Origin of the sequence: Rhodococcus sp. NCIMB 12038 (assembly GCF_002165735.1) — a bacterium.
Taxonomy (GTDB): Bacteria; Actinomycetota; Actinomycetes; order Mycobacteriales; family Mycobacteriaceae; genus Rhodococcus_F.
Window position 1 is genome coordinate 1 of sequence record NZ_NHML01000007.1, and the last position, 21,381, is coordinate 21,381.

13 protein-coding genes and 1 pseudogene are annotated in these 21,381 nt (G+C 65.8%); 13 read left to right on the forward strand and 1 reads right to left on the reverse strand.

Annotation, left to right across the window (positions count from 1 at the left end; genetic code table 11):
* The 11 genes and pseudogenes from CA951_RS11910 to CA951_RS11960 all read left to right on the forward strand — a co-directional run.
* Positions 1-308, forward strand: a pseudogene (locus tag CA951_RS11910) (ABC transporter ATP-binding protein); the annotation flags it as partial.
* A gap of 9 nt (positions 309-317) precedes the next feature.
* Entirely contained in the window at positions 318-1,112 is a 795-nt protein-coding gene (locus CA951_RS11915; RefSeq protein WP_005252107.1) for an ABC transporter permease, read from the forward strand.
* A gap of 4 nt (positions 1,113-1,116) precedes the next feature.
* Positions 1,117-1,977, forward strand: a complete 861-nt coding sequence (locus CA951_RS11920) for an ABC transporter permease (protein ID WP_025433123.1) — start codon at positions 1,117-1,119, stop codon at positions 1,975-1,977.
* Positions 1,974-3,332, forward strand: coding sequence for an MCE family protein (locus tag CA951_RS11925; protein ID WP_087557045.1), 1,359 nt, complete (start codon positions 1,974-1,976; stop codon positions 3,330-3,332). Before CA951_RS11920 ends, CA951_RS11925 begins: the two co-directional genes overlap by 4 nt.
* Complete coding sequence (locus CA951_RS11930; protein ID WP_087557046.1) at positions 3,329-4,408, forward strand: MCE family protein; 1,080 nt, start codon at positions 3,329-3,331, stop codon at positions 4,406-4,408. Before CA951_RS11925 ends, CA951_RS11930 begins: the two co-directional genes overlap by 4 nt.
* A complete protein-coding gene (locus tag CA951_RS11935) occupies positions 4,405-5,400 on the forward strand; it encodes an MCE family protein (RefSeq protein WP_087557047.1) in 996 nt (331 codons plus the stop codon). Before CA951_RS11930 ends, CA951_RS11935 begins: the two co-directional genes overlap by 4 nt.
* Positions 5,400-6,656, forward strand: coding sequence for an MCE family protein (locus CA951_RS11940; protein ID WP_087557048.1), 1,257 nt, complete (start codon positions 5,400-5,402; stop codon positions 6,654-6,656). The genes CA951_RS11935 and CA951_RS11940 overlap by 1 nt, the downstream gene beginning before the upstream one ends.
* A complete protein-coding gene (locus tag CA951_RS11945) occupies positions 6,653-7,939 on the forward strand; it encodes an MCE family protein (protein ID WP_087557049.1) in 1,287 nt (428 codons plus the stop codon). The genes CA951_RS11940 and CA951_RS11945 overlap by 4 nt, the downstream gene beginning before the upstream one ends.
* Positions 7,936-9,183, forward strand: a complete 1,248-nt coding sequence (locus CA951_RS11950) for an MCE family protein (protein ID WP_087557050.1) — start codon at positions 7,936-7,938, stop codon at positions 9,181-9,183. The genes CA951_RS11945 and CA951_RS11950 overlap by 4 nt, the downstream gene beginning before the upstream one ends.
* Positions 9,184-9,317: 134 nt before the next feature.
* A complete protein-coding gene (locus CA951_RS11955) occupies positions 9,318-9,905 on the forward strand; it encodes a hypothetical protein (RefSeq protein ID WP_087557051.1) in 588 nt (195 codons plus the stop codon).
* 79 nt (positions 9,906-9,984) lie between these two features.
* Positions 9,985-10,980 (forward strand): hypothetical protein, encoded by a 996-nt coding sequence (locus CA951_RS11960; protein WP_087557052.1) that lies wholly within the window; start codon positions 9,985-9,987, stop codon positions 10,978-10,980.
* 109 nt (positions 10,981-11,089) lie between these two features.
* Here CA951_RS11960 and CA951_RS11965 read toward each other — a convergent pair whose 3' ends face one another.
* Entirely contained in the window at positions 11,090-13,252 is a 2,163-nt protein-coding gene (locus tag CA951_RS11965; RefSeq protein ID WP_087557053.1) for an MMPL family transporter, read from the reverse strand.
* A 410-nt stretch (positions 13,253-13,662) separates the two neighbouring features.
* Between CA951_RS11965 and CA951_RS11970 the strand changes: the two genes are divergently transcribed.
* Together CA951_RS11970 and CA951_RS11975 are read left to right on the forward strand one after the other, a co-directional pair.
* Positions 13,663-17,169, forward strand: coding sequence for a DNA-directed RNA polymerase subunit beta (locus tag CA951_RS11970; protein ID WP_087557291.1), 3,507 nt, complete (start codon positions 13,663-13,665; stop codon positions 17,167-17,169).
* 118 nt (positions 17,170-17,287) lie between these two features.
* On the forward strand, positions 17,288-21,244 hold the full coding sequence (locus CA951_RS11975) for a DNA-directed RNA polymerase subunit beta' (RefSeq protein WP_087557054.1): 3,957 nt from the start codon (positions 17,288-17,290) through the stop codon (positions 21,242-21,244).
* The last annotated feature ends 137 nt before the right edge of the window (positions 21,245-21,381 follow it).

Here is a 21,381-nt window from a genome sequence, read left to right on the forward strand (position 1 = left end):
AGCAGGCGATGNTCGACGCCGGGCACCATGCCGGTGGTNTCGACGACGTCGAAGGCATCGTTCCGCAGATGAAGGCGACGCCGGGGATGCCGTTCCGGCAGGCCGTGGCCCGCCGTCAGGAACGGGTCCGGCACATCATGCACACGTTGCCGGAGAACGCCCAGATCGCGATCCAGGAAAGCCTCGACGAGACCTCCGGCGGAAACGGCGGCGGCGGTTACGACTACGCATACAGCCAGGAAGACACACAGGTCATCCCCGCATACCGGGGCGAAGGATACGAAAACACCACTCACGGGCAAGGGTAGGCATATCGGATGGGGGTTACCCGCAGCTCGGTCTTGCGGCCGGTGAACGGTGCGCTGACGCAGGCCGGAAACATCGTCGAGCTCTTCGTCGACGTCGCTCGAAACACGTTCAAACGGCCGTTCCAATTCCGCGAGTTCATCGAACAGGCCTGGTTCATCGCCAGCGTCACGATCCTGCCCACGGCCATGGTCGCGATTCCGTTCGGCGCAGTGGTGTCACTGCAGACCGGATCGCTCATCAAACAGCTCGGTGCAGAGTCGTTCACGGGAGCGGCCAGCGTGCTCGCCGTCATCCAGCAGGGTTCCCCGCTGGTGACGGCACTATTGGTGGCCGGAGCTGCGGGCTCGGCTGTTACGGCGGATCTCGGTGCGCGGACGATCCGCGAAGAGATCGACGCCATGGAAGTGCTGGGCATCAACCCGATTCAGCGACTCGTCGTGCCCCGGGTGCTCGCCATGGTGCTCGTCGCGATCCTGCTCAACGGCCTGGTGTCCGTCGTCGGCATCGCGGGTGGCTACTTCTTCAACGTCATTCTCCAAGGGGGTAATCCCGGTGCGTACCTGGCATCGTTCTCGGCCTTCGCGCAGCTTCCCGACATCTGGGTCGGCGAGCTCAAGGCGGCCGTCTTCGGTGTCATCGCCGGTGTCATCGCCGCATACAAGGGGCTCCATCCGAAGGGCGGACCCAAGGGCGTCGGTGACGCGGTGAACCAGTCGGTGGTGATCACGTTCCTGCTGTTGTTCTTCGCGAACCTGATCCTGACCATGGTGTACCTCCAGATCGTTCCGGCGAAGGGATCGTGATCCGATGACAATCGCCAAGGGACGCGGTGACCGGACGCTGATGGCAGCACGCCGGGTCGGTCGTGCGCCGCTCAACGTGCTCGACCGGGCCGGCGAGCAGATGTCGTTCTACGCCAGGGCAATCGCCTGGTCACCCCACACTCTCGTGCACTACCGCAAGGAGGTGCTCCGGCTGCTGGCCGAGGTCACCTTCGGCAGCGGCGCGCTCGCCGTCATCGGTGGCACCATCGGCGTCATCGCGATGATGTCCGGCTTCACCGGCGTCGTCGTCGGACTGCAGGGTTTCGCCGCACTCGAGCAGCTGGGCAGCTCGGTCCTCACCGGCTTCCTGTCCGCCTACGTCAACACCCGTGAGATCGCGCCGATCGTTGCGGCACTCGCACTCTCGGCCACCGTCGGCTGTGGTTTCACCGCGCAGCTCGGCGCCATGCGGATCTCGGAGGAGATCGACGCGCTCGAGGTCATGGCGGTGCCGAGTGTGCCGTTCCTCGTCACCACCCGCATGATCGCGGGATTCGTCGCCGTCATCCCGCTGTACATCGTCGGTCTGCTCGCGGCCTATCTCGCCTCCCGCATCATCAGCACCGTGTTCAACGGCCAGTCGACCGGGTCTTACGACCACTACTTCAACCTGTTCCTGCCACCGCAGGACGTCCTCTACTCGTTCGCGAAAGTGCTGATCTTCGCGTTCGTGCTGATCCTGATCCATTGCTACTACGGCTATCACGCGTCGGGTGGTCCCGCCGGTGTGGGTGTGGCCGTGGGCCGGGCGGTCCGCACCGCGATCGTTACCATCGCCGTTCTCGACTTCTTCCTGAGCCTCGCCATCTGGGGCACGACGACCACAGTGAGGGTGGCCGGATGAGCAACACGACATCTGTTGTGGGACGACGGGTGCTGGGGTTGGTGTTCTTCCTCGTCCTCGCGCTGTTCCTGGCCTTTACCATCGGCATGTTCAACAAGACCTTCACCAAGGTCGTCAAGATCGATCTCCTCACCGATACCGCAGGAAACGCCCTGCCGCCCAATGCTGACGTGAAGGTCCGTGGCCTCATCGTCGGCGAGGTGCGCTCGGCATCCTCCCAGGAAGGTGAGGTCACGCTCGCTCTCGCGATCCAGCCCGACAAGGCACCGCTGATCCCGTCCAACGCGACGGCACGGCTGCTGCCCAAGACGCTGTTCGGTGAACGCTATGTGTCGCTGATCGTCCCGGAGGGCGACACGGCTCCGCCGATCCAGGCCGGTGACACGCTGCGCCAGGACAAGAGCGGCAACGCCGTCGAGGTCGGCGAGGTGCTGGACGGTCTGCTGCCGCTCCTGCAGGCCATTCCGCCGCAGGACCTGGCGAACACGCTCGGCGCGCTGTCCCAGGGTCTGAGCGGCCGCGGCGCCGAACTCGGGCTGACGCTCGACCGTCTCGAGGAGATCTTCGGTGGGCTGAACACCGAACTTCCCGCCATCCAGGAGGATCTGCGCGGCCTGGCGGACTTCTCGCAGACGTACTCCGAGGCGGCGCCCGATCTGGTCAACGCCCTCGACAACCTGCGGACCACCGGAAACACCGTGGTGGAGAAGCAGAATGAGATCTCCACGCTGCTCGTGTCGCTGACCGCAACCGCGTCGAGCACCGCGGATCTCCTGCAGACCAACGCCGAGTCGATCGTCAGCATCGCCGCCGATTCACGTGAGGCGCTGCAGATTCTCGGCCGCTACTCGCCGAGCTTCGAGTGCACGTTCGCGGGCTTCGCGAAGTCCGCTCCCGTTGCCCGTGAACTACTGGCGCCGGACGATCCGTACCCGGGCGTGCGTGCCAGCGTGCAGTTCGTCAACCCGAAGGGCCGCTACGTGCCCAACCAGGACGAGCCGCGCCTGCTCGACAACCGCGGACCGGCTTGCTACGACAACGTCACCGCACCCGGTGGGAAGTTCCCGCAGTACCCGGGCGGCTCGTCCTACAACGACGGTGCCTACCAGGTGCCTTCGAGGAATCCCGGACCGTCGACCATCGACTTCTTCCCGGCGCCCGCCGGCGTCCCCGACCAGGTCCCCGGGTACGGAGCCCAGGTCACGCCCGCAAGTTACGCGGGTTCGAAGATGGAACAGGACACGTTGGACGTCGTCTACGGCGAGGCCGGGGGAATGGCACCGGAGGACGTGCCGAGTTGGACGACACTCGTCGGCGCGCCGACCATGAGGGGGACTGAGGTGAGCTTCAAGTGAGGGGCCTGACCGCACCATTGGTCAAGCTGATCGTGTTCGCCGTGGTCACCATCCTGGCGACCGGTCTGCTGGCCGCCACCATCGCCAACCTCGGTGGCGGCGGTGGCACCAAGTACAACGCGATCTTCTCGGACGTCACCTCGCTCAACGAGGGCGACGAGGTCCGCATCGCCGGTGTGCGCGTGGGGCAGGTCGAAAAGATCGCGATCCACGACGACCGTGAGGCGGAAGTCCAGTTCACCGTGGCGGAACGGGACTGGCTGCCCGCCAGCACCACCGCGACCATCCGCTTCCGGAACCTCGTGGGGCAGCGCTACATCGCGCTCGAACAGGGCGAGGGCCAGCAGGGCATGAAGATGAACGGCGGCGACACCATTCCGATGGAACGGACCAAGCCTGCCGTCAACCTCACCACCCTGTTCGACGGCTTCCGCCCGCTGTTCCAGACCCTCAGCGCCGAGGACGTCAACAAGCTGTCGTACCAGATCATCCAGGTGTTCCAGGGTGAGTCGGGAACCATCACGGAACTCGTCAAGAACACGGCAAGCCTCACCAACACCGTCGCCGACAAGGATCGCGTGATCGGTGCGGTGATCAACAACCTCAACTCCGTGCTGGCCACGGTGAATCAGCGTGACGATCAACTCGATTCGCTGATCGTCAACACCCAGCAACTCGTCACGGGCTTGGCGAACGAGCGAGGAACCGTCGGTTCGGCGGTGACGTCCCTCGCGGGACTCACCGACGCGACAGCCGATCTGCTCGAACCCACCCGACCGTCCATCCAGGAATCCATCACGTCGCTGAACACGCTGGCGACGACGCTGAACCGAAACTCCGACACGGTCAACAGCGTTCTCCAGACGCTCCCGGTGAAGCTCGAGAAGCTCGGCCGGGCAGCCAGTTACGGATCCTGGTTCCAGTTCTACCTCTGTGGAGTCGACATCGTCGCAGGACCAGGTACCGCGCCCCAACTGAACCTGCCCACGGGCTTGCCCACCGTCAACCAGCCGATCTATACGAACTCGGCGAAACGGTGCACGCAGGACGGCCTACAGGAGTTGCAGACACGATGAGCAGACGTCGCAGCCCGGCAGTGGCCGGTGCCCTCGGCATCCTCGTGGTGCTGCTGGCCACCCTGTCGGCCTTCTTCCTCGATTCGCTGCCGTTCATCGGCGCCGGGTCGACCTACCACGCCCAGTTCACGGAGGCGGCCGGTCTCAAGCCCTCCAACGAGGTGCGGATCGCGGGCGTGAAAGTCGGCAAGGTCACGTCCGTCGAACTCGACGGCGACCACGTGGACGTCGCCTTCAAGGTGTCGGATGCGTGGGTCGGCAACGAGACGTCCGCGTCCATCCAGATCAAGACGATCCTGGGCCAGAAGTACCTGGCCCTCGACCCCCGCGGCTCGGACACGTTGAACCCGAGTGACACGATCCCGTTGGACCGCACCACGTCTCCGTACGACGTGATCGAGGCGTTCTCGGCCGCCGCGCAGACGGTGGGTGACATCGACTCCGATCAGCTCGCACAGAGCATGGTGACGCTCTCGCAGGCGTTCGAGGGGACACCCACGGAGATCCGCGCGTCCCTGGACGGTGTCAGCAGGCTGTCGCAGACCATCGCCAGCCGCGATCAGGAACTGCAGAAACTGTTCGACGCGACCGGCAAGACCACCAAGGTCCTCGCCGACCGCAACGCCGAATTCAACCGGTTGATCAGCGATGCCGGGCTGCTGCTCGGTGAGCTCAACAGCCGTCAGCAGTCGATTTCCCAGCTGCTCACCGGAACTCAGCGGCTGTCGCAGCAACTGACCGGACTCGTGCGCGACAACGAGGCCGCCATCGGTCCCGCGCTCGAACAGCTCAACGGTGTCGTCGAGATCCTCGAGGCCAACAACGAGAACCTGGACAAGGCGATGAAACTGTACGAGCCGTTCGTCCGCCTGTACACGAACGTGGTCGGCAACGGTCGCTGGTTCGACCAGGTCGTGGTGAACCTCTTGCCGCCGGGGCTGCCCGACATTCCAGGTCCGCGCGAACCCGTCCGCACCTTGGGGGGTAACTGATGGCGGACGTCGACAACGGAGCCGACCGCGGAGGACGCGGCGGGGTCGCCCTCATCGCGGGAATCGTCATCGTCGCGCTGGTGATCGCCGGCGCCCTGTGGTGGGTGTTCACCCGCGCGGGCACCACCAAGATCACCGCGTACTTCGACAAGTCGGTGGGTATCTACGAAGGCTCGGATGTGCGGGTCCTCGGTGTGAAGGTCGGATCGGTCGACGGCGTCGAGCCGCTGGGCGATCAGGTGAAGGTCGACATGCGCGTCGATCGCGGCGTCGACATTCCCGCCGACGCGAAAGCCGCGCAGGTCACGCCGTCCGTGGTGTCCGACCGCTACATCCAGCTCGCGCCCGCCTATACGGGCGGCGAGAGGATGGCGAGCGGCGCGGTGATCTCCCGGGACCGCACCGCGACCCCCGTCGAGGTCGACCAGTTGTACGCGAGCATCGAGGAACTCTCCACCGCGCTCGGCCCGAACGGGGCGAACAAGGACGGCGCGCTGTCGCAGTTCGTCGAGACCGGCGCCGCCAACCTCGACGGCAACGGTGAAGCGCTGGGGCAGAGCATCACCCAGCTGTCCGACGCTGCCCGCACTCTCAACGAGAGTCGCGGCGACCTCTTCGACACCGTCAAGAACCTCCAGGTCTTCGTGGGCGCGCTGGCGGCCAACGATCAGCAGGTCCGCGACTTCAACTCGCAACTCTCCGACCTGTCCGGATTCCTGGCGGGGGAGCGGGAGAACCTCGGTGCCGCCCTGAACCAGCTGGCGATCGCCCTCGGCGACGTCTCGAAGTTCGTGGCCGACAACCGCGAGATCCTCGCCGAGAACGTGGACAATCTGGTTCCGGTGACGCAGACCCTTGCGGACAACCGGGAGTCCCTGGTCAACTCGCTGACCCTTCTGCCCCTGGCGATCAGCAACCTGGCCAATTCCTACGACGCGGAATCCGGAAACCTGGCCTCGCGCCTGGCGTTCCCGGACCTGCAGGACCCGGCCGGCGTCGCCTGCAAGTTGATCGACCTCGGCAAGCTGGTTCCCGGCGATCCGCGATTCGAGCAGCTCGGACGTCAGATGCAGCCGCTGATCGACAACTGCTCCAATATCACGTCGCAGATCACGCAATCGGCGAAGTCTCCGTCGCTCGTGCTTCCGTTCGGAATCATGAGTGCAGACAACATTCAGCGGACGGTCACACCCGGCACGGTGCCCGGTGTCGTGTCGCCGCGATTCGAAGGCGCAACGGGAGGTGGGGGCGAATGAAGCGGTCGGTAATCCTCGGCGCCGGTGCGTGCGCCGTCGCCATCGCAGTGACGTCCTGCTCGTCGGAGGGGATCTACGGGGTTCCGCTGCCTGGCGGTCCCGATGTCGGCGACCACCCCATGCATCTGACGATCCAGTTCGACGACGTCCTCGACCTCGTCCCGCAGTCCGCGGTCAAGGTCGACGGTGTCCCGGTGGGCCGGGTCGAAACGATCAAGGTGGCACCGGACGGCTGGACGGCGGACGTGGAGGTCGTTCTCGACTCGTCGGTCGATCTCGCTGCCAACGCGGTCGCCGCCATCGAGCAGACGAACCTGCTCGGTGAGAAGTTCGTCCAGCTGTCCCAGCCGCCGGAGGACAAGGATCCCGCGCGGCTCGAGGACGGCGACACGATCCCCCTGGATCGCACCCGTCACGCCACGGAGATCGAGCAGGTTCTCGGCGCGCTGTCGCTGCTGCTCAACGGCGGCGGCGTCGGCCAGTTGCAGCCGATCGTGCACGAACTGACAACCGCCCTCGATGGGCGTGAGGATCGGGTCCGGAGTCTTCTGGAGCAGACGAATACGCTCATCGACGGTCTCAACCAGCAGCGCGACGACATCACCCGCGCCCTGGACGGTCTCGACGCGCTGACGACGCGCGTGGACGAACAGAACGAGAAGATCGGACTGATCCTCGACGAGTTGCCGATCGCGGCGGAAGTGCTCAACGAGCAGCGCCCGCAGCTCACCCAGATGCTCACCCAACTGGACCGGCTCGGCACCGTCGGCACCGACGTGATCAACCGGTCGAAGGACAACCTGATCGCGGATCTCCTCGCGCTGCGGCCGACCCTGAAGGCACTCGCCGATTCGGGCGACAACCTGCCCAATTCGCTCGCGTTCATTCCCACCGTCCCGTTCCCGGACGGCGTCGAGAAGATCGCGCTCGGCGGATCGGTCAACCTGTTCCTCTCGGTCGACCTGCAGATCGGCGATGCGCTGAGCGCACTCGGCGTCGGACAAGGCGACCCCGTGTACGTGCCGCCGAAGTTCGGTGAGCCCAAGCCGATCGTCGATCCGTCGAACCCGTACTACAACGGCAACGGTCCGAAGCCGGGGTGGCCGACGGTGTCCCTGCTGCCGATTCCGCCGATCGTCCCCGCCCCGACCGGCCTGCGGATCCCGGGGCTCCCCGGCACCGCGCCCGCCGGCAACGGTGGCGCAGGGAACGGCGCGGCACCGCCGCCGCAGAACCCGCTCGGGGGACTGCTGGAGCAGTTCGGAATCGGGGGTGGACAGTGAGGTCACGACTGGTCAGGATCCAGCTCGTCGCGTTCGCCATCGTGGCGATGCTCGGGCTGGTCTACGTCGGCGCCAAGTACGTCCGCCTCGACAATCTGCTCGGGTTCGGTGAGTTCGACGTAAACGCGCAGTTCAAGGACTCCGGCGGCATCTTCACCAACGCCGAGGTCACGTACCGCGGAGTTCCCGTCGGCCGCGTCGGCGACCTCTCGCTGACCGCGGACGGCATCAACGTCCAGTTGAAGATCTCCTCGGGCGGGCCGGACATCCCGGCGTCGGCCAAGGCCGTCGTCGCCAACCGGTCCGCGATCGGTGAGCAGTACGTGGACCTTCAGCCAGACAGCGACCAGGGACCGTACCTCGAAAACGGCTCGGTGATCGTCGAGGCCGACACGTCGACACCCGTTCCGGTGGAGCAGGTGCTGATGGCCACCGACGGTCTGGTCCGGTCGGTTCCGGTCGATTCGCTGCGCACCGTCGTGACCCAGCTGGGAACCGCGTTCAACGGCAAGGGTGAGGATCTGCAGACACTCGCGGATTCGCTGTCGACGCTGACAAAGGACGGACTCGACGTTCTGCCCCAGACGCTGGCGCTCGTCCGGGACAGTCAGACGGTGCTCGCGACGCAGTCCGATCAGTCGTCCGCGATCGTCCAGTTCAGTTCGGACCTCGACGCGGTCGCGGCACAGCTGCGGACCAGCGACCCCGATCTCCGGGCGATCATCGACAAGGGAATTCCGGCGAGCGACGAGGTCGGTCTGCTGGTGAACCAGATCGGCCCGAGTCTCACCACCGACCTGACGAATCTCGCCGCGGTCGGTGACAAGCTGGCTCCGCAGGCGATCGCGCTGCGGCCGATCCTGATGTTCCTGCCCGCCATCGCGGCGTCCGCGTCGACCGTGGCCCCCGGCGACGGCACGGTGCATCAGGGCATCGTCCTGGAAACCAACAATCCGCCGTCGTGCACACTCGGTTACGAAGGGACGCAGGAGATCCTGGCCGAGATGAAGCGGCAGGACCCGAACTTCGACGACACCCAGCAGGACTTCCCGTTCAACACGAAGGCCAATTGCGACGCTCTCCAGGGAAGCGTGACGGGTGTGCGAAGTGCAGACCGCATCGTGTTCGCCGATCCGGACACGATCCAGCCGTGGGATTTCAAGCCGAAGGTCATGCCTGACACTCTCAACTTGAATCCCATCGCAACGCAGCTCGCGCCGCTCCTCGGGGTTACTCCCAAGTAGCATTCGGTTCCGGCCGAGGGCGAGTTGAAGAAAACAATCAGTAGGGTATTGGTGTGACGCGAATTACCACGCCCCCGGAGTCGGGACAATCGGCTCCGGGGAAGGACAGAACTCTGAAGGCCTCGTTTGCTGCGGTGACCGCACTGGTGGTGATCGCGGTTGTCGCAGCCGGATGGTTCGGCTTCGGGTGGGCGCGAGCGCTCTTCGTGGACAAGCCGATCGCCGACGCACGCGATTCCGCGTTGACGGGCGCCCAGCAGGCCGCGATCAACCTCAACTCGGTCGATTCCGCGGACCTCGACGGATCCTTCGAGAACATGAAGTCGTCGATCACGGGCGACAAGATGAACCAGGACCTCCAGGCGACGATGGACGGGTTCACCGACCAGATGCGCCAATCGGGTGCGGCGAGCAAGGCCGAACTGATCCAGGGCACGCTCACGGAACTGAACACGGACGACGGCACCGCGAAGGCGCTGGTCGTCGTGGCCGTCACCACCACGTGGCCGGACCGCTTCGACAAGGCCAAGGTGACGATGCGGATGGATGTCCAGGATGTGGACGGGGTCTGGAAGGCCTCGTCGGTCGAACCGGTGGGCGGACGTATTCCGCTCGAGAGCGGTCCGGTGCCCGCCGACGGCGCGGCCCCCGCCCCGGCCCCCGCCGAACCGGCGCCGGCCGAGCAGGCGCCCGCCCCCGAGGGCGACAGCGGCGGACAGTAGTCCTGATGTGCCGCGGCGGCGTGCTGCTGCGGTGTCCACGTCGACGACAGTTCGTCGTGCAATGAGAAAGTGGTGAACTATGCCCCCCAAGCGCCGAAACAACGTGCCGGACAGCGCTGCAAAGGGCAGGCGTCCGCGCGTGGCGGGGACCCGTCAGGCAACGCCGAAGCCTCCCCGATCGGACACCCCGGTCGACAAGCCGGACACGGTGAAGAAGGCGGAACCGGTGAAGAAGCCGGACACGGCGAAAACGCCGGATCTCGCGAAGAAGGTGGAACCGGTCGAGAAGGCCGAGACGACCGCGGTGGCGACCGCGGCCGCCGCGGTCTCCACAGACGCCGCGAAGGCTCCCGAGACGACCAAGGCTGCCGACACGGACACGACCGTGTCCATGGCCAAGAGCGTGTCGACGGGGAAGGCTGCGTCGGCGGGGAAGGCTGCGTCGGCGGGGAAGGCTGCGTCGGCAGGGAAGGCTGCGTCGGCAGGGAAGGCGAAGGTCCCGAACCTTCAACCGCGCATCAGCAAGCAACAGGCGCCCGCTGTCGCCGAGGCTGCGCCCGCCGCCGGCAGCGGGACCGGTCGCATCACCTGGAAGCTCGTCGGGATCCTCGGAGCCGTCGCGGTGGTGCTCGGTGTGTTCGCGGTGGTCGCGGCATTCAAGCCCGGAGCGGACATCACGAACACCGCGTGGGTCGACGCGGGAGCAACCGCCGAGGTGACAAAGGCGGGCACCGAGGCGATCGAGACGCTGTACACCTACAGCTACGAGACGATCGATCAGGACTTCGACAAGGCGCGCGGCTACCTCAATGACGCCAAGCGGCAAGAGTTCGACTCGACCGCCGACACCACCAAGCAGGCTGCCATCCAGACCAAGACGGCCACCCAGGCGTCCGTCACCGACATCGGGGTCACGGTGCTCGACGGCGACCGCGCAGAACTCCTCGCGCACATGAACGTCAGTGCGACGGGTGACGCCGTCGCTCAGGGCAGCGCCGCCACGCCGCTGTCGATCAAGATGGAGAAGATCGACGGCAAATGGGTGCTGTCCGACATCTCCGACAGCGAAGGCTGATCGGCTCCCGGAAAAGAGTGAAGCGGAACGAGATTCGAGCGGCCGGTCGGCGGCACGCCTGAATTGAGTTCTCCGGCAGAGTGAATCGATCCCTGAAAAGGGATCGTTTTCACGTTTGAATGGGAATCTCTTGCTGTGGTGACGGTTTCGAACTGTCCGACGGTCCGGGGCCGGCCGGCTTCCGTGCGAGGAATCCCGGCGCCCACCAGTTGGCCTCGCCCATCAACTTCACCAGTGCGGGCACCAGCATCATGCGGATGACGGTGGCGTCGATGATCAGCGCGACGATCATGCCGAGACCGATGAACCGCATCATCGTCAGTTCCGAGAGCGTGAACGCTCCGGTGACGACGATCAGCAGCGCGGCGGCGGCCGTCACGATGCGCCCCGTGTGCGCCGTGCCGATCCGCACGGCGTCCTCGGTCGACGCGCCCGCGTCGTGGGCCTCGACCATCCGGGACATGAGGAAGATCTCGTAGTCGGTGGAGAGCCCGAACACCACCGCGATGATGAGGACCACCATCGTCGCCGGCAGGGGCCCCGGCGTCACGCCGAGAAAATCCGCGCCGTGACCGTCCTCGAAGATCCACGTGAGCACACCGAACGAGGCGGCGAGGCTGAGGGTGGCCATGGCGATCGCCTTCAGGGGGAGCACCACGGACCGGAACGCGAGCAGCATCAGCACGAAGGTGACGGCCACCATGATCCCGATCATCCACGGCAACCGGGCGCCCATCGCGTCCAGTCCGTCGGCGGTCAGGGCGTTCAACCCGCCCAGCATCTTCTCGGTACCTTCCGGGGTGGGGAGGTTGCGCAGGGTGGCGGCCGTCGCCATCGCCCCCGCCGTCCGGTCCGCGTCGTCGAAGACCGCCCGGATGGCGACGAACGTGTCGGTGGCGCCGACCGGGACCACCCGCTGGACGCCGTCGACCGCAGCCGTCGCGGCGAAGAACTCTGCCGTGGCCGCCGGCGGCGGCGCCTTGCCGTCGCTGCCCTGCAGCACCAGCGTCGCCCCGTTGTTGGCGAGCGGAAAATCGGCGGCGAGATCGTCGACGGCGACCCGGAGTGGGTGCCCCACCGGCAGGCCCGTGTGATCGAGATCGCCCAGCGACGCGCCGGCCAGGGGTGCGGCGAGCACGAGCAGTCCCGCGACGATCCCGGTCGCGATCGGGACGGGCCGCCGCATCACCCGTTCGGCGACACCGCCCCAGAACCGGTGTGCCCGGTCCTCGCCGCGTTCGACCACTCCCCGTCTCCAGGTCAGCGAGTTGATGCGCGGCCCGAGCAGGGCGAGGGCGGCGGGCAGTGCCGACAGCGTCAGCACCGCTGCGATCGCGATGGCCGCCATCCCGCCGTAGGCGAAGGACCGGACGATGGCCTGGGGAAACACGAGCATGCCCACGAAACCGCACACCAGGAGGAGCGCGGAGAACCCCACGGTCCGGCCGGCGGTGGCGAGCGTCCGGCGGACGGCGTCGTCGGTGGCGGCGCCGGACCGCAGCTCCTCACGGAACCGGGTCACCACGAACAGTCCGTAGTCGATCGACATGCCCAGTCCGACGAGACTCGCGATGTTCACCGAGAATGCGCTGACCTCGGTGAAGTACGAGATCACCCGCAGGGCACCGAGAGCGCCGAGGATCGCGAGACCGCCGACGCACAGCGGTACGGCCGCGCCGACGAGGCCGCCGAAGATGACGAGGAGCAGGAGCAGCAGGATCGGGAACGACACCGCCTCGGCCCGCAGCAGGTCGCTCTCGGACACCTCGTTGAAGGCGTTGGCGGCCGCGCTGAAACCGCTGAACTCCGCGTCCGTGCCGTCGATGACGAGCAGCGGCCGGAGGTCGTGGTACGCGGAGATTCGACTGTTCTCGTCGCCGCTCAGCGACATCACCACAAGTCCCTCGGTGCCGTCGGTGGACCGCAGGAACTCCTTCGCCTGCGGCGGCGCGGACCAGTACGACAGGGGAGTGACGGCGAGCACGCCGGGGTCGATGCGCGCGAGGTGGGCGGCCACTTCGGGCCCGAGATCGTCGATCGTCGAACCCGGGCGCGCGTGGTAGGTCACCGCCAGATCGGGGGTCTGCCTGCCGAACGCCCCCTCGATCAGGCGCTCGACACGCGCGGACTCGCTGCCCGGGTCGGTGTACCCGCCGAGGCTGAGCCGGTCGAACACCCCCGAACCCCACGCCCCGCCGAGCAGCACCAGCAGCACCGTGGCGGCGAGAACCAGCTTCGGTCGGGCGACGACGAACGAACTCCAGCGCGTCACGGCTCTGCTTCCCTCGAGAAATCGACGGCGATCGCGTGGGCATATTGTTCACCGCCCGTGCGCAGCTGGGAAGGGGCGCCGGGAAGGGGGCGCGGGCCTCGCGAAACGACACGACACGCCCTCAGACTCTTGACGCCGCGATGATCACGCGTCACTCTGATGCGTGAACATGCGCAGTGACGCGTGGCCGAGCGCCCGGCTGGGTGCTGTTTCGGGTGCCCGACTCGACATCTACTGAGTTTGGGTGTACTTTTGGACGTTGCGCTGGCTGCCTCCTGTCCACCTCTCGTCCGTACCGCTGCGAAGTGATTCACTCTTCAGCAACTGTGACGAGTTTCGTTCGGGTTGTGACCAGCGAAATTCGAAGCAGATACAGCGGCGGTCGCAACAGCAAGAGCGGCCCGCGTGAGGTGCTGGAAGGACGCATCTTGGCAGTCTCTAGCCAGACCAAGGCAGTTTCCGGAATCCCCGGAGCCCCGAAGAGGGTTTCGTTCGCAAAGATTCGCGAACCCCTCGAAGTTCCCGGGCTTCTTGATCTACAAACCGATTCGTTCGAGTGGTTGATCGGTGCGCAGAGCTGGCGCGAACGCGCCGCCGCTCGTGGCGACAGCGCAATCTCCGGCGGTCTCGAGGACATTCTCGCAGAGCTTTCCCCGATCGAGGATTTCTCGGGCTCGATGTCTCTGTCCTTCTCGGACCCGCGCTTCGACGAGGTGAAGGCCTCGACGGACGAGTGCAAAGACAAGGACATGACCTACGCGGCGCCTTTGTTCGTCACCGCGGAGTTCATCAACAACAACACCGGTGAGATCAAGAGCCAGACGGTCTTCATGGGCGACTTCCCGATGATGACCGACAAGGGCACGTTCATCATCAACGGCACCGAGCGTGTCGTGGTCTCGCAGCTGGTGCGTTCCCCCGGCGTCTACTTCGACCACTCCGTCGACAAGGGCACCGAGAAGGACCTGCACAGCGTCAAGGTCATCCCGGGCCGTGGTGCATGGCTCGAGTTCGACGTGGACAAGCGCGACACGGTCGGCGTCCGCATCGACCGCAAGCGCCGCCAGCCCGTCACCGTGCTGCTGAAGGCCCTCGGCTGGACCACCGAGCAGATCGCCGAGCGCTTCGGCTTCTCGGAGATCCTCATGGCGACCCTCGAGAAGGACAACACCGCAGGCACCGACGAGGCGCTGCTCGACATCTACCGCAAGCTGCGTCCGGGCGAGCCGCCGACCAAGGAGAGCGCGCAGACGCTCCTGGAGAACCTGTTCTTCAAGGACAAGCGCTACGACCTGGCTCGCGTGGGCCGCTACAAGATCAACAAGAAGCTGGGCCTGAACACCGGGCAGCCGATCGTCGCGTCGACCCTCACCGAGGAAGACATCGTCGCGACCATCGAGTACCTGGTGCGCCTGCACGCCGGCGACACCGAGATGACCGCCCCCGGCGGCGTCGCGGTGCCCGTCGAGGTCGACGACATCGACCACTTCGGTAACCGTCGCCTGCGCACGGTCGGTGAGCTCATCCAGAACCAGATCCGCGTGGGCCTGTCCCGCATGGAGCGCGTGGTTCGTGAGCGCATGACCACCCAGGACGTCGAGGCGATCACGCCGCAGACGCTGATCAACATCCGGCCCGTCGTGGCTGCGATCAAGGAGTTCTTCGGAACGTCCCAGCTGTCGCAGTTCATGGACCAGAACAACCCGCTGTCGGGGCTGACGCACAAGCGTCGTCTGTCCGCCCTCGGCCCGGGTGGTCTGTCCCGTGAGCGTGCCGGCCTCGAGGTGCGAGACGTTCACCCGTCGCACTACGGCCGCATGTGCCCGATCGAGACCCCCGAAGGTCCGAACATCGGTCTGATCGGTTCGCTGTCGGTGTACGCACGGGTCAACCCGTTCGGTTTCATCGAGACGCCGTACCGCAAGGTCGAGGGCGGCCAGGTCACCGACCAGGTCGACTACCTGACCGCGGACGAAGAGGACCGCCACGTCGTCGCACAGGCCAACTCGGCCGTCGACGCCAACGGTCACTTCACCGACGATCGCATTCTGGTCCGTCGTAAGGGCGGCGAGGTCGAGTTCGTCTCGTCCGCCGAGATCGACTACATGGACGTCTCGCCGCGGCAGATGGTGTCCGTCGCGACCGCGATGATCCCGTTCCTCGAGCACGACGACGCCAACCGTGCCCTGATGGGCGCGAACATGCAGCGTCAGGCGGTGCCGCTCGTTCGCAGCGAGGCCCCGCTCGTCGGTACCGGCATGGAGTTGCGTGCCGCCGTCGACGCGGGCGACGTCATCGTCACCGAGAAGACCGGTGTCGTCGAAGAGGTCTCCGCCGACTACGTCACGGTCATGGCCGACGACGGCAGCCGCAAGACCTACCGGATGCGCAAGTTCGCGCGTTCCAACCAGGGCACCTGCGCCAACCAGCGTCCGATCGTGGACGAGGGACAGCGTGTCGAGTCCGGACAGGTCCTCGCCGACGGCCCCTGCACCGAGAACGGTGAGATGGCGCTCGGCAAGAACCTGCTCGTCGCGATCATGCCGTGGGAAGGCCACAACTACGAGGACGCGATCATCCTGTCGCAGCGCCTCGTGGAAGAGGACGTCCTCACCTCGATCCACATCGAGGAGCACGAGATCGATGCCCGCGACACCAAGCTCGGTGCCGAGGAGATCACTCGCGACATTCCGAACGTCTCCGACGAGGTCCTCGCCGACCTCGACGAGCGCGGCATCATCCGTATCGGTGCCGAGGTTCGTGACGGCGACGTGCTGGTCGGAAAGGTCACGCCGAAGGGCGAGACCGAGCTGACCCCCGAGGAGCGCCTGCTGCGCGCCATCTTCGGTGAGAAGGCGCGCGAGGTTCGCGACACGTCGCTGAAGGTTCCCCACGGTGAGACCGGCAAGGTCATCGGCATCCGCGTGTTCTCGCGTGATGACGACGACGATCTGCCCCCCGGTGTCAACGAGCTGGTCCGCGTGTACGTGGCACAGAAGCGCAAGATCCAGGACGGCGACAAGCTCGCCGGCCGCCACGGCAACAAGGGTGTCATCGGCAAGATCCTCCCGCAGGAGGACATGCCGTTCCTGCCCGACGGCACCCCGGTCGACATCATCCTGAACACCCACGGTGTTCCGCGTCGTATGAACATCGGTCAGATCTTGGAGACCCACCTCGGGTGGATCGGCAAGACCGGCTGGAACGTTCAGGTCGCCGGCGACGGCTCCCGTCCCGATTGGGCGGAGTCGCTGCCGGAGGAGATGCTGTCGGCGCCTGCCGACTCCAACATCGCCACCCCCGTGTTCGACGGCGCCAAGGAAGACGAGCTCACCGGTCTCCTCGGTTCGACGCTGCCGAACCGCGACGGCGAGGTCATGGTCGCGTCCGACGGAAAGGCCACGTTGTTCGACGGCCGTTCCGGCGAGCCGTTCCCGTACCCGGTCTCGGTCGGCTACATGTACATCATCAAGCTGCACCACCTGGTCGACGACAAGATCCACGCTCGTTCGACCGGTCCGTACTCGATGATCACCCAGCAGCCGCTCGGCGGTAAGGCCCAGTTCGGTGGCCAGCGCTTCGGTGAGATGGAGTGCTGGGCGATGCAGGCCTACGGCGCGGCATACACGCTGCAGGAACTGCTCACCATCAAGTCGGACGACGTGGTGGGTCGAGTCAAGGTGTACGAGGCCATCGTCAAGGGCGAGAACATCCCCGAGCCGGGTATCCCCGAGTCGTTCAAGGTGCTCCTGAAGGAGCTCCAGTCGCTCTGCCTCAACGTGGAGGTGCTGTCCTCGGACGGCGCGGCCATCGCGATGGCGGACGGCGACGACGAGGACCTGGAGCGGGCCGCAGCGAACCTGGGCATCAACTTGTCCCGGAACGAGGCGGCGACGGTCGACGACCTCGCGAACTAGTTTTCGGTCCCCGGGTCGCGGAAATCCGTGACCCGGGGGCGTAGTTCACATTTGAATTGGCAGTCAGGAATCGGCGGGTGACCGTTGATCCACAATCCCTCTGGGGAAAGGAAGTTACGTGCTCGACGTCAACTTCTTCGATGAACTCCGCATTGGCCTCGCCAGTGCAGAGGACATCCGCAATTGGTCCTACGGCGAGGTCAAGAAGCCGGAGACCATCAACTACCGCACGCTGAAGCCCGAGAAGGACGGCCTCTTCTGCGAGAAGATCTTCGGCCCCACCCGGGACTGGGAGTGCTACTGCGGCAAGTACAAGCGTGTCCGCTTCAAGGGCATCATCTGTGAACGCTGCGGCGTCGAGGTGACCCGCGCCAAGGTTCGCCGTGAGCGCATGGGCCACATCGAACTGGCTGCTCCGGTCACCCACATCTGGTACTTCAAGGGTGTGCCCAGCCGTCTCGGCTACCTGCTCGACCTGGCGCCGAAGGATCTCGAGAAGATCATCTACTTCGCCGCGTACGTCATCGTCGGTGTCGACGAGGAACTGCGTCACAACGAGCTGTCCACGCTCGAAGCCGAGATGCAGGTCGAGAAGAAGACCGTCGCCGATCAGCGCGACGCCGACCTCGAGGCCCGCGCTCAGAAGCTCGAAGCCGACATCGCCGAGCTGGAGGCGGAGGGCGCCAAGTCCGACGTCCGCCGCAAGGTCAAGGACGGCGGCGAGCGCGAGATGCGTCAGCTCCGTGACCGCGCGCAGCGTGAGCTGGATCGTCTCGACGAGATCTGGACCACGTTCACCAAGCTCAGCGTCAAGCAGCTCATCGTCGACGAACTGCTGTACCGCGAGCTCGTCGACCGCTACGGCGAGTACTTCACGGGCGCGATGGGTGCCGAGTCGATCCAGAAGCTCATGGAGAGCTTCGACATCGACGCCGAGGCCGAGAACCTCCGCGAGACCATCCGCAGCGGCAAGGGGCAGAAGAAGCTCCGCGCGCTGAAGCGTCTCAAGGTCGTCGCCGCCTTCCAGGTCAACCAGAACTCGCCCATGGGCATGGTTCTGAACGCCGTCCCGGTGATCCCGCCGGAGCTGCGTCCGATGGTTCAGCTCGACGGTGGCCGCTTCGCCACCTCCGACCTGAACGACCTGTACCGCCGCGTCATCAACCGCAACAACCGCCTCAAGCGACTGATCGACCTCGGTGCCCCCGAGATCATCGTCAACAACGAGAAGCGGATGCTGCAGGAGTCCGTGGACGCGCTGTTCGACAACGGCCGTCGCGGCCGTCCCGTCACGGGTCCCGGTAACCGCCCGCTGAAGTCCCTGAGCGACCTGCTCAAGGGCAAGCAGGGTCGTTTCCGTCAGAACCTGCTCGGTAAGCGCGTCGACTACTCGGGTCGTTCCGTCATCGTCGTCGGCCCGCAGCTCAAGCTGCACCAGTGCGGTCTGCCGAAGCTGATGGCTCTCGAGCTGTTCAAGCCGTTCGTGATGAAGCGTCTGGTCGACCTGAACCACGCGCAGAACATCAAGTCCGCCAAGCGCATGGTGGAACGTCAGCGCGCACAGGTGTGGGACGTCCTCGAAGAGGTCATCGCCGAGCACCCCGTGCTGTTGAACCGTGCACCGACGCTGCACCGCCTGGGCATCCAGGCCTTCGAGCCGCAGCTGGTCGAGGGTAAGGCCATTCAGCTCCACCCGCTGGTATGTGAGGCCTTCAACGCCGACTTCGACGGTGACCAGATGGCCGTGCACCTTCCGCTGTCCGCGGAGGCGCAGGCCGAAGCACGCATCCTGATGCTGTCGTCGAACAACATCCTGTCGCCCGCGTCGGGTCGACCGCTCGCCATGCCCCGTCTGGACATGGTCACCGGTCTGTACCACCTGACTCGGTTGGACGCGGGTGCCACCGGCGAGCTCGCAGCGTCGACGAACGACGAGGCGGAGCAGGGCGTGTACTCCTCGCCTGCCGAGGCTCAGATGGCCGTCGATCGTGGCGCGCTCGTCGTGCAGGCGAAGATCAAGGTGCGGCTCACGCAGCAGCGCCCGCCCCGTGACATCGAGGCGGACCTGTTCCCCGAGGGCTGGAACTACGGTGACGGCTGGACGGCGGAGACGACGCTGGGCCGCGTGCTCTTCAACGAGCTGCTCCCCGCGGACTACCCGTTCGTCAACGAGCAGATGCCGAAGAAGCGTCAGGCGACGATCATCAACGATCTCGCCGAGCGTTACCCCATGATCGTGGTCGCACAGACCGTCGACAAGCTGAAGGACGCAGGCTTCTACTGGGCCACGCGTTCGGGTGTCACGGTCTCGATCTCCGACGTCCTCGTGCCGCCGGAGAAGGCTCAGATCATGGAGTCCTTCGAGGCTCAGGCCGATCAGATCGAGAAGAAGTACCAGCGTGGTGCTCTGAACAAGACCGAGCGGAACAGCGCCCTGGTCAAGATCTGGTCCGAGGCCACCGACGAGGTCGGTAAGGCCATGGAGGCCCACTTCCCCGACGACAACCCGATCCCGATGATCGTGAAGTCCGGCGCCGCCGGCAACATGACTCAGGTTCGGTCGCTCGCCGGCATGAAGGGTCTGGTGACCAACCCGAAGGGTGAGTTCATCCCGCGTCCGATCAAGTCTTCCTTCAAGGAGGGCCTGACCGTTCTCGAGTACTTCATCAACACGCACGGTGCCCGTAAGGGTCTGGCCGACACCGCGCTCCGCACCGCCGACTCGGGTTACCTGACCCGTCGTCTGGTGGACGTCTCGCAGGACGTCATCGTCCGCGAGGTCGACTGTGGAACCGAGCGCGGCATCGTCACCACGATCGCCGAGAAGCAGGCCGACGGATCGATGATCCGCGACGCCCACGTGGAGACGAGCACGTACGCCCGCACCCTGGCCGCCGACGCGGTCGACGAGAACGGCAACGTCATCGTCGAGCGTGGACACGACCTGGGCGACCCGGCCATCGACGCGCTGCTCGAAGCAGGCATCACGCAGGTCAAGGTCCGTTCGGTGCTCACCTGCACCACCGGCACCGGCGTCTGCGCCACCTGCTACGGCCGTTCCATGGCCACCGGCAAGCTCGTCGATATCGGTGAGGCCGTCGGTATCGTCGCCGCGCAGTCCATCGGTGAGCCCGGTACCCAGCTGACCATGCGTACGTTCCACCAGGGTGGTGTCGCCGGAGACGACATCACCGGTGGTCTGCCGCGTGTTCAGGAGCTGTTCGAGGCCCGCGTCCCCAAGGGCAAGGCCCCGATCGCCGACGTCAGCGGCCGTGTGCAGCTCGAGGACGGCGACCGCTTCTACAAGATCACCATCGTCCCGGACGACGGTGGCGAAGAGGTTGTCTACGACAAGCTCTCGAAGCGTCAGCGTCTGCGTGTCTTCAAGCACGACGACGGCTCCGAACGCCTTCTGGCCGACGGTGACCACGTCGAGGTCGGTCAGCAGCTCATGGAAGGTGCTGCCGATCCGCACGAGGTGCTGCGTGTCATGGGCCCCCGCCAGGTGCAGATCCACCTCGTCAACGAGGTCCAGGAGGTGTACCGGAGCCAGGGTGTGTCGATCCACGACAAGCACATCGAGGTCATCGTGCGCCAGATGCTGCGTCGCGTCACGATCATCGACTCGGGTGCGACGGAGTTCCTGCCCGGTTCGCTGACCGAGCGTGCCGACTTCGAGGCGGCCAACCGCCGGGTCGTCGCCGAGGGTCGCGAGCCGGCAGCTGGACGTCCGGTGCTGATGGGTATCACCAAGGCATCGCTGGCGACCGACTCGTGGCTGTCCGCGGCGTCGTTCCAGGAGACCACTCGCGTGCTGACCGATGCGGCGATCAACTGCCGCAGCGACAAGCTGATCGGTCTGAAGGAAAACGTGATCATCGGAAAGCTGATCCCTGCCGGTACCGGTATCAACCGTTACCGCAACATCCAGGTTCAGCCGACCGAAGAGGCCCGCGCTGCTGCGTACGCGGTTCCGTCGTACGACGACCAGTACTACAGCCCGGACGGCTTCGGCCAGAACACCGGTGCCGCCGTGCCGCTGGACGATTACGGTTTCAGCAACGATTACCGGTAGGCGCTCCGCGCCTGTGAGTGATTGACGAGTCTCCGGACTCGCCGAGCACTCACCAACGGACGAAGGCCCCACCCCTCTCTCTTCGGGGGTGGGGCCTTCATCTGTTTTCGGTGCATCCACCGGTGTCGAGCCTTGTC

Excerpts from the sequence above, each read along its gene's own strand:
- CA951_RS11945 (WP_087557049.1), top strand. The coding sequence starts at position 6,653 with ATGAAGCGGTCGGTAATCCTCGGCGCCGGTGCGTGCGCCGTCGCCATC.
- CA951_RS11960 (WP_087557052.1), top strand. The coding sequence starts at position 9,985 with ATGCCCCCCAAGCGCCGAAACAACGTGCCGGACAGCGCTGCAAAGGGC.
- CA951_RS11920 (WP_025433123.1), top strand. The coding sequence starts at position 1,117 with ATGACAATCGCCAAGGGACGCGGTGACCGGACGCTGATGGCAGCACGC.
- CA951_RS11935 (WP_087557047.1), top strand. The coding sequence starts at position 4,405 with ATGAGCAGACGTCGCAGCCCGGCAGTGGCCGGTGCCCTCGGCATCCTC.
- CA951_RS11925 (WP_087557045.1), top strand. The coding sequence starts at position 1,974 with ATGAGCAACACGACATCTGTTGTGGGACGACGGGTGCTGGGGTTGGTG.
- CA951_RS11915 (WP_005252107.1), top strand. The coding sequence starts at position 318 with ATGGGGGTTACCCGCAGCTCGGTCTTGCGGCCGGTGAACGGTGCGCTG.
- CA951_RS11940 (WP_087557048.1), top strand. The coding sequence starts at position 5,400 with ATGGCGGACGTCGACAACGGAGCCGACCGCGGAGGACGCGGCGGGGTC.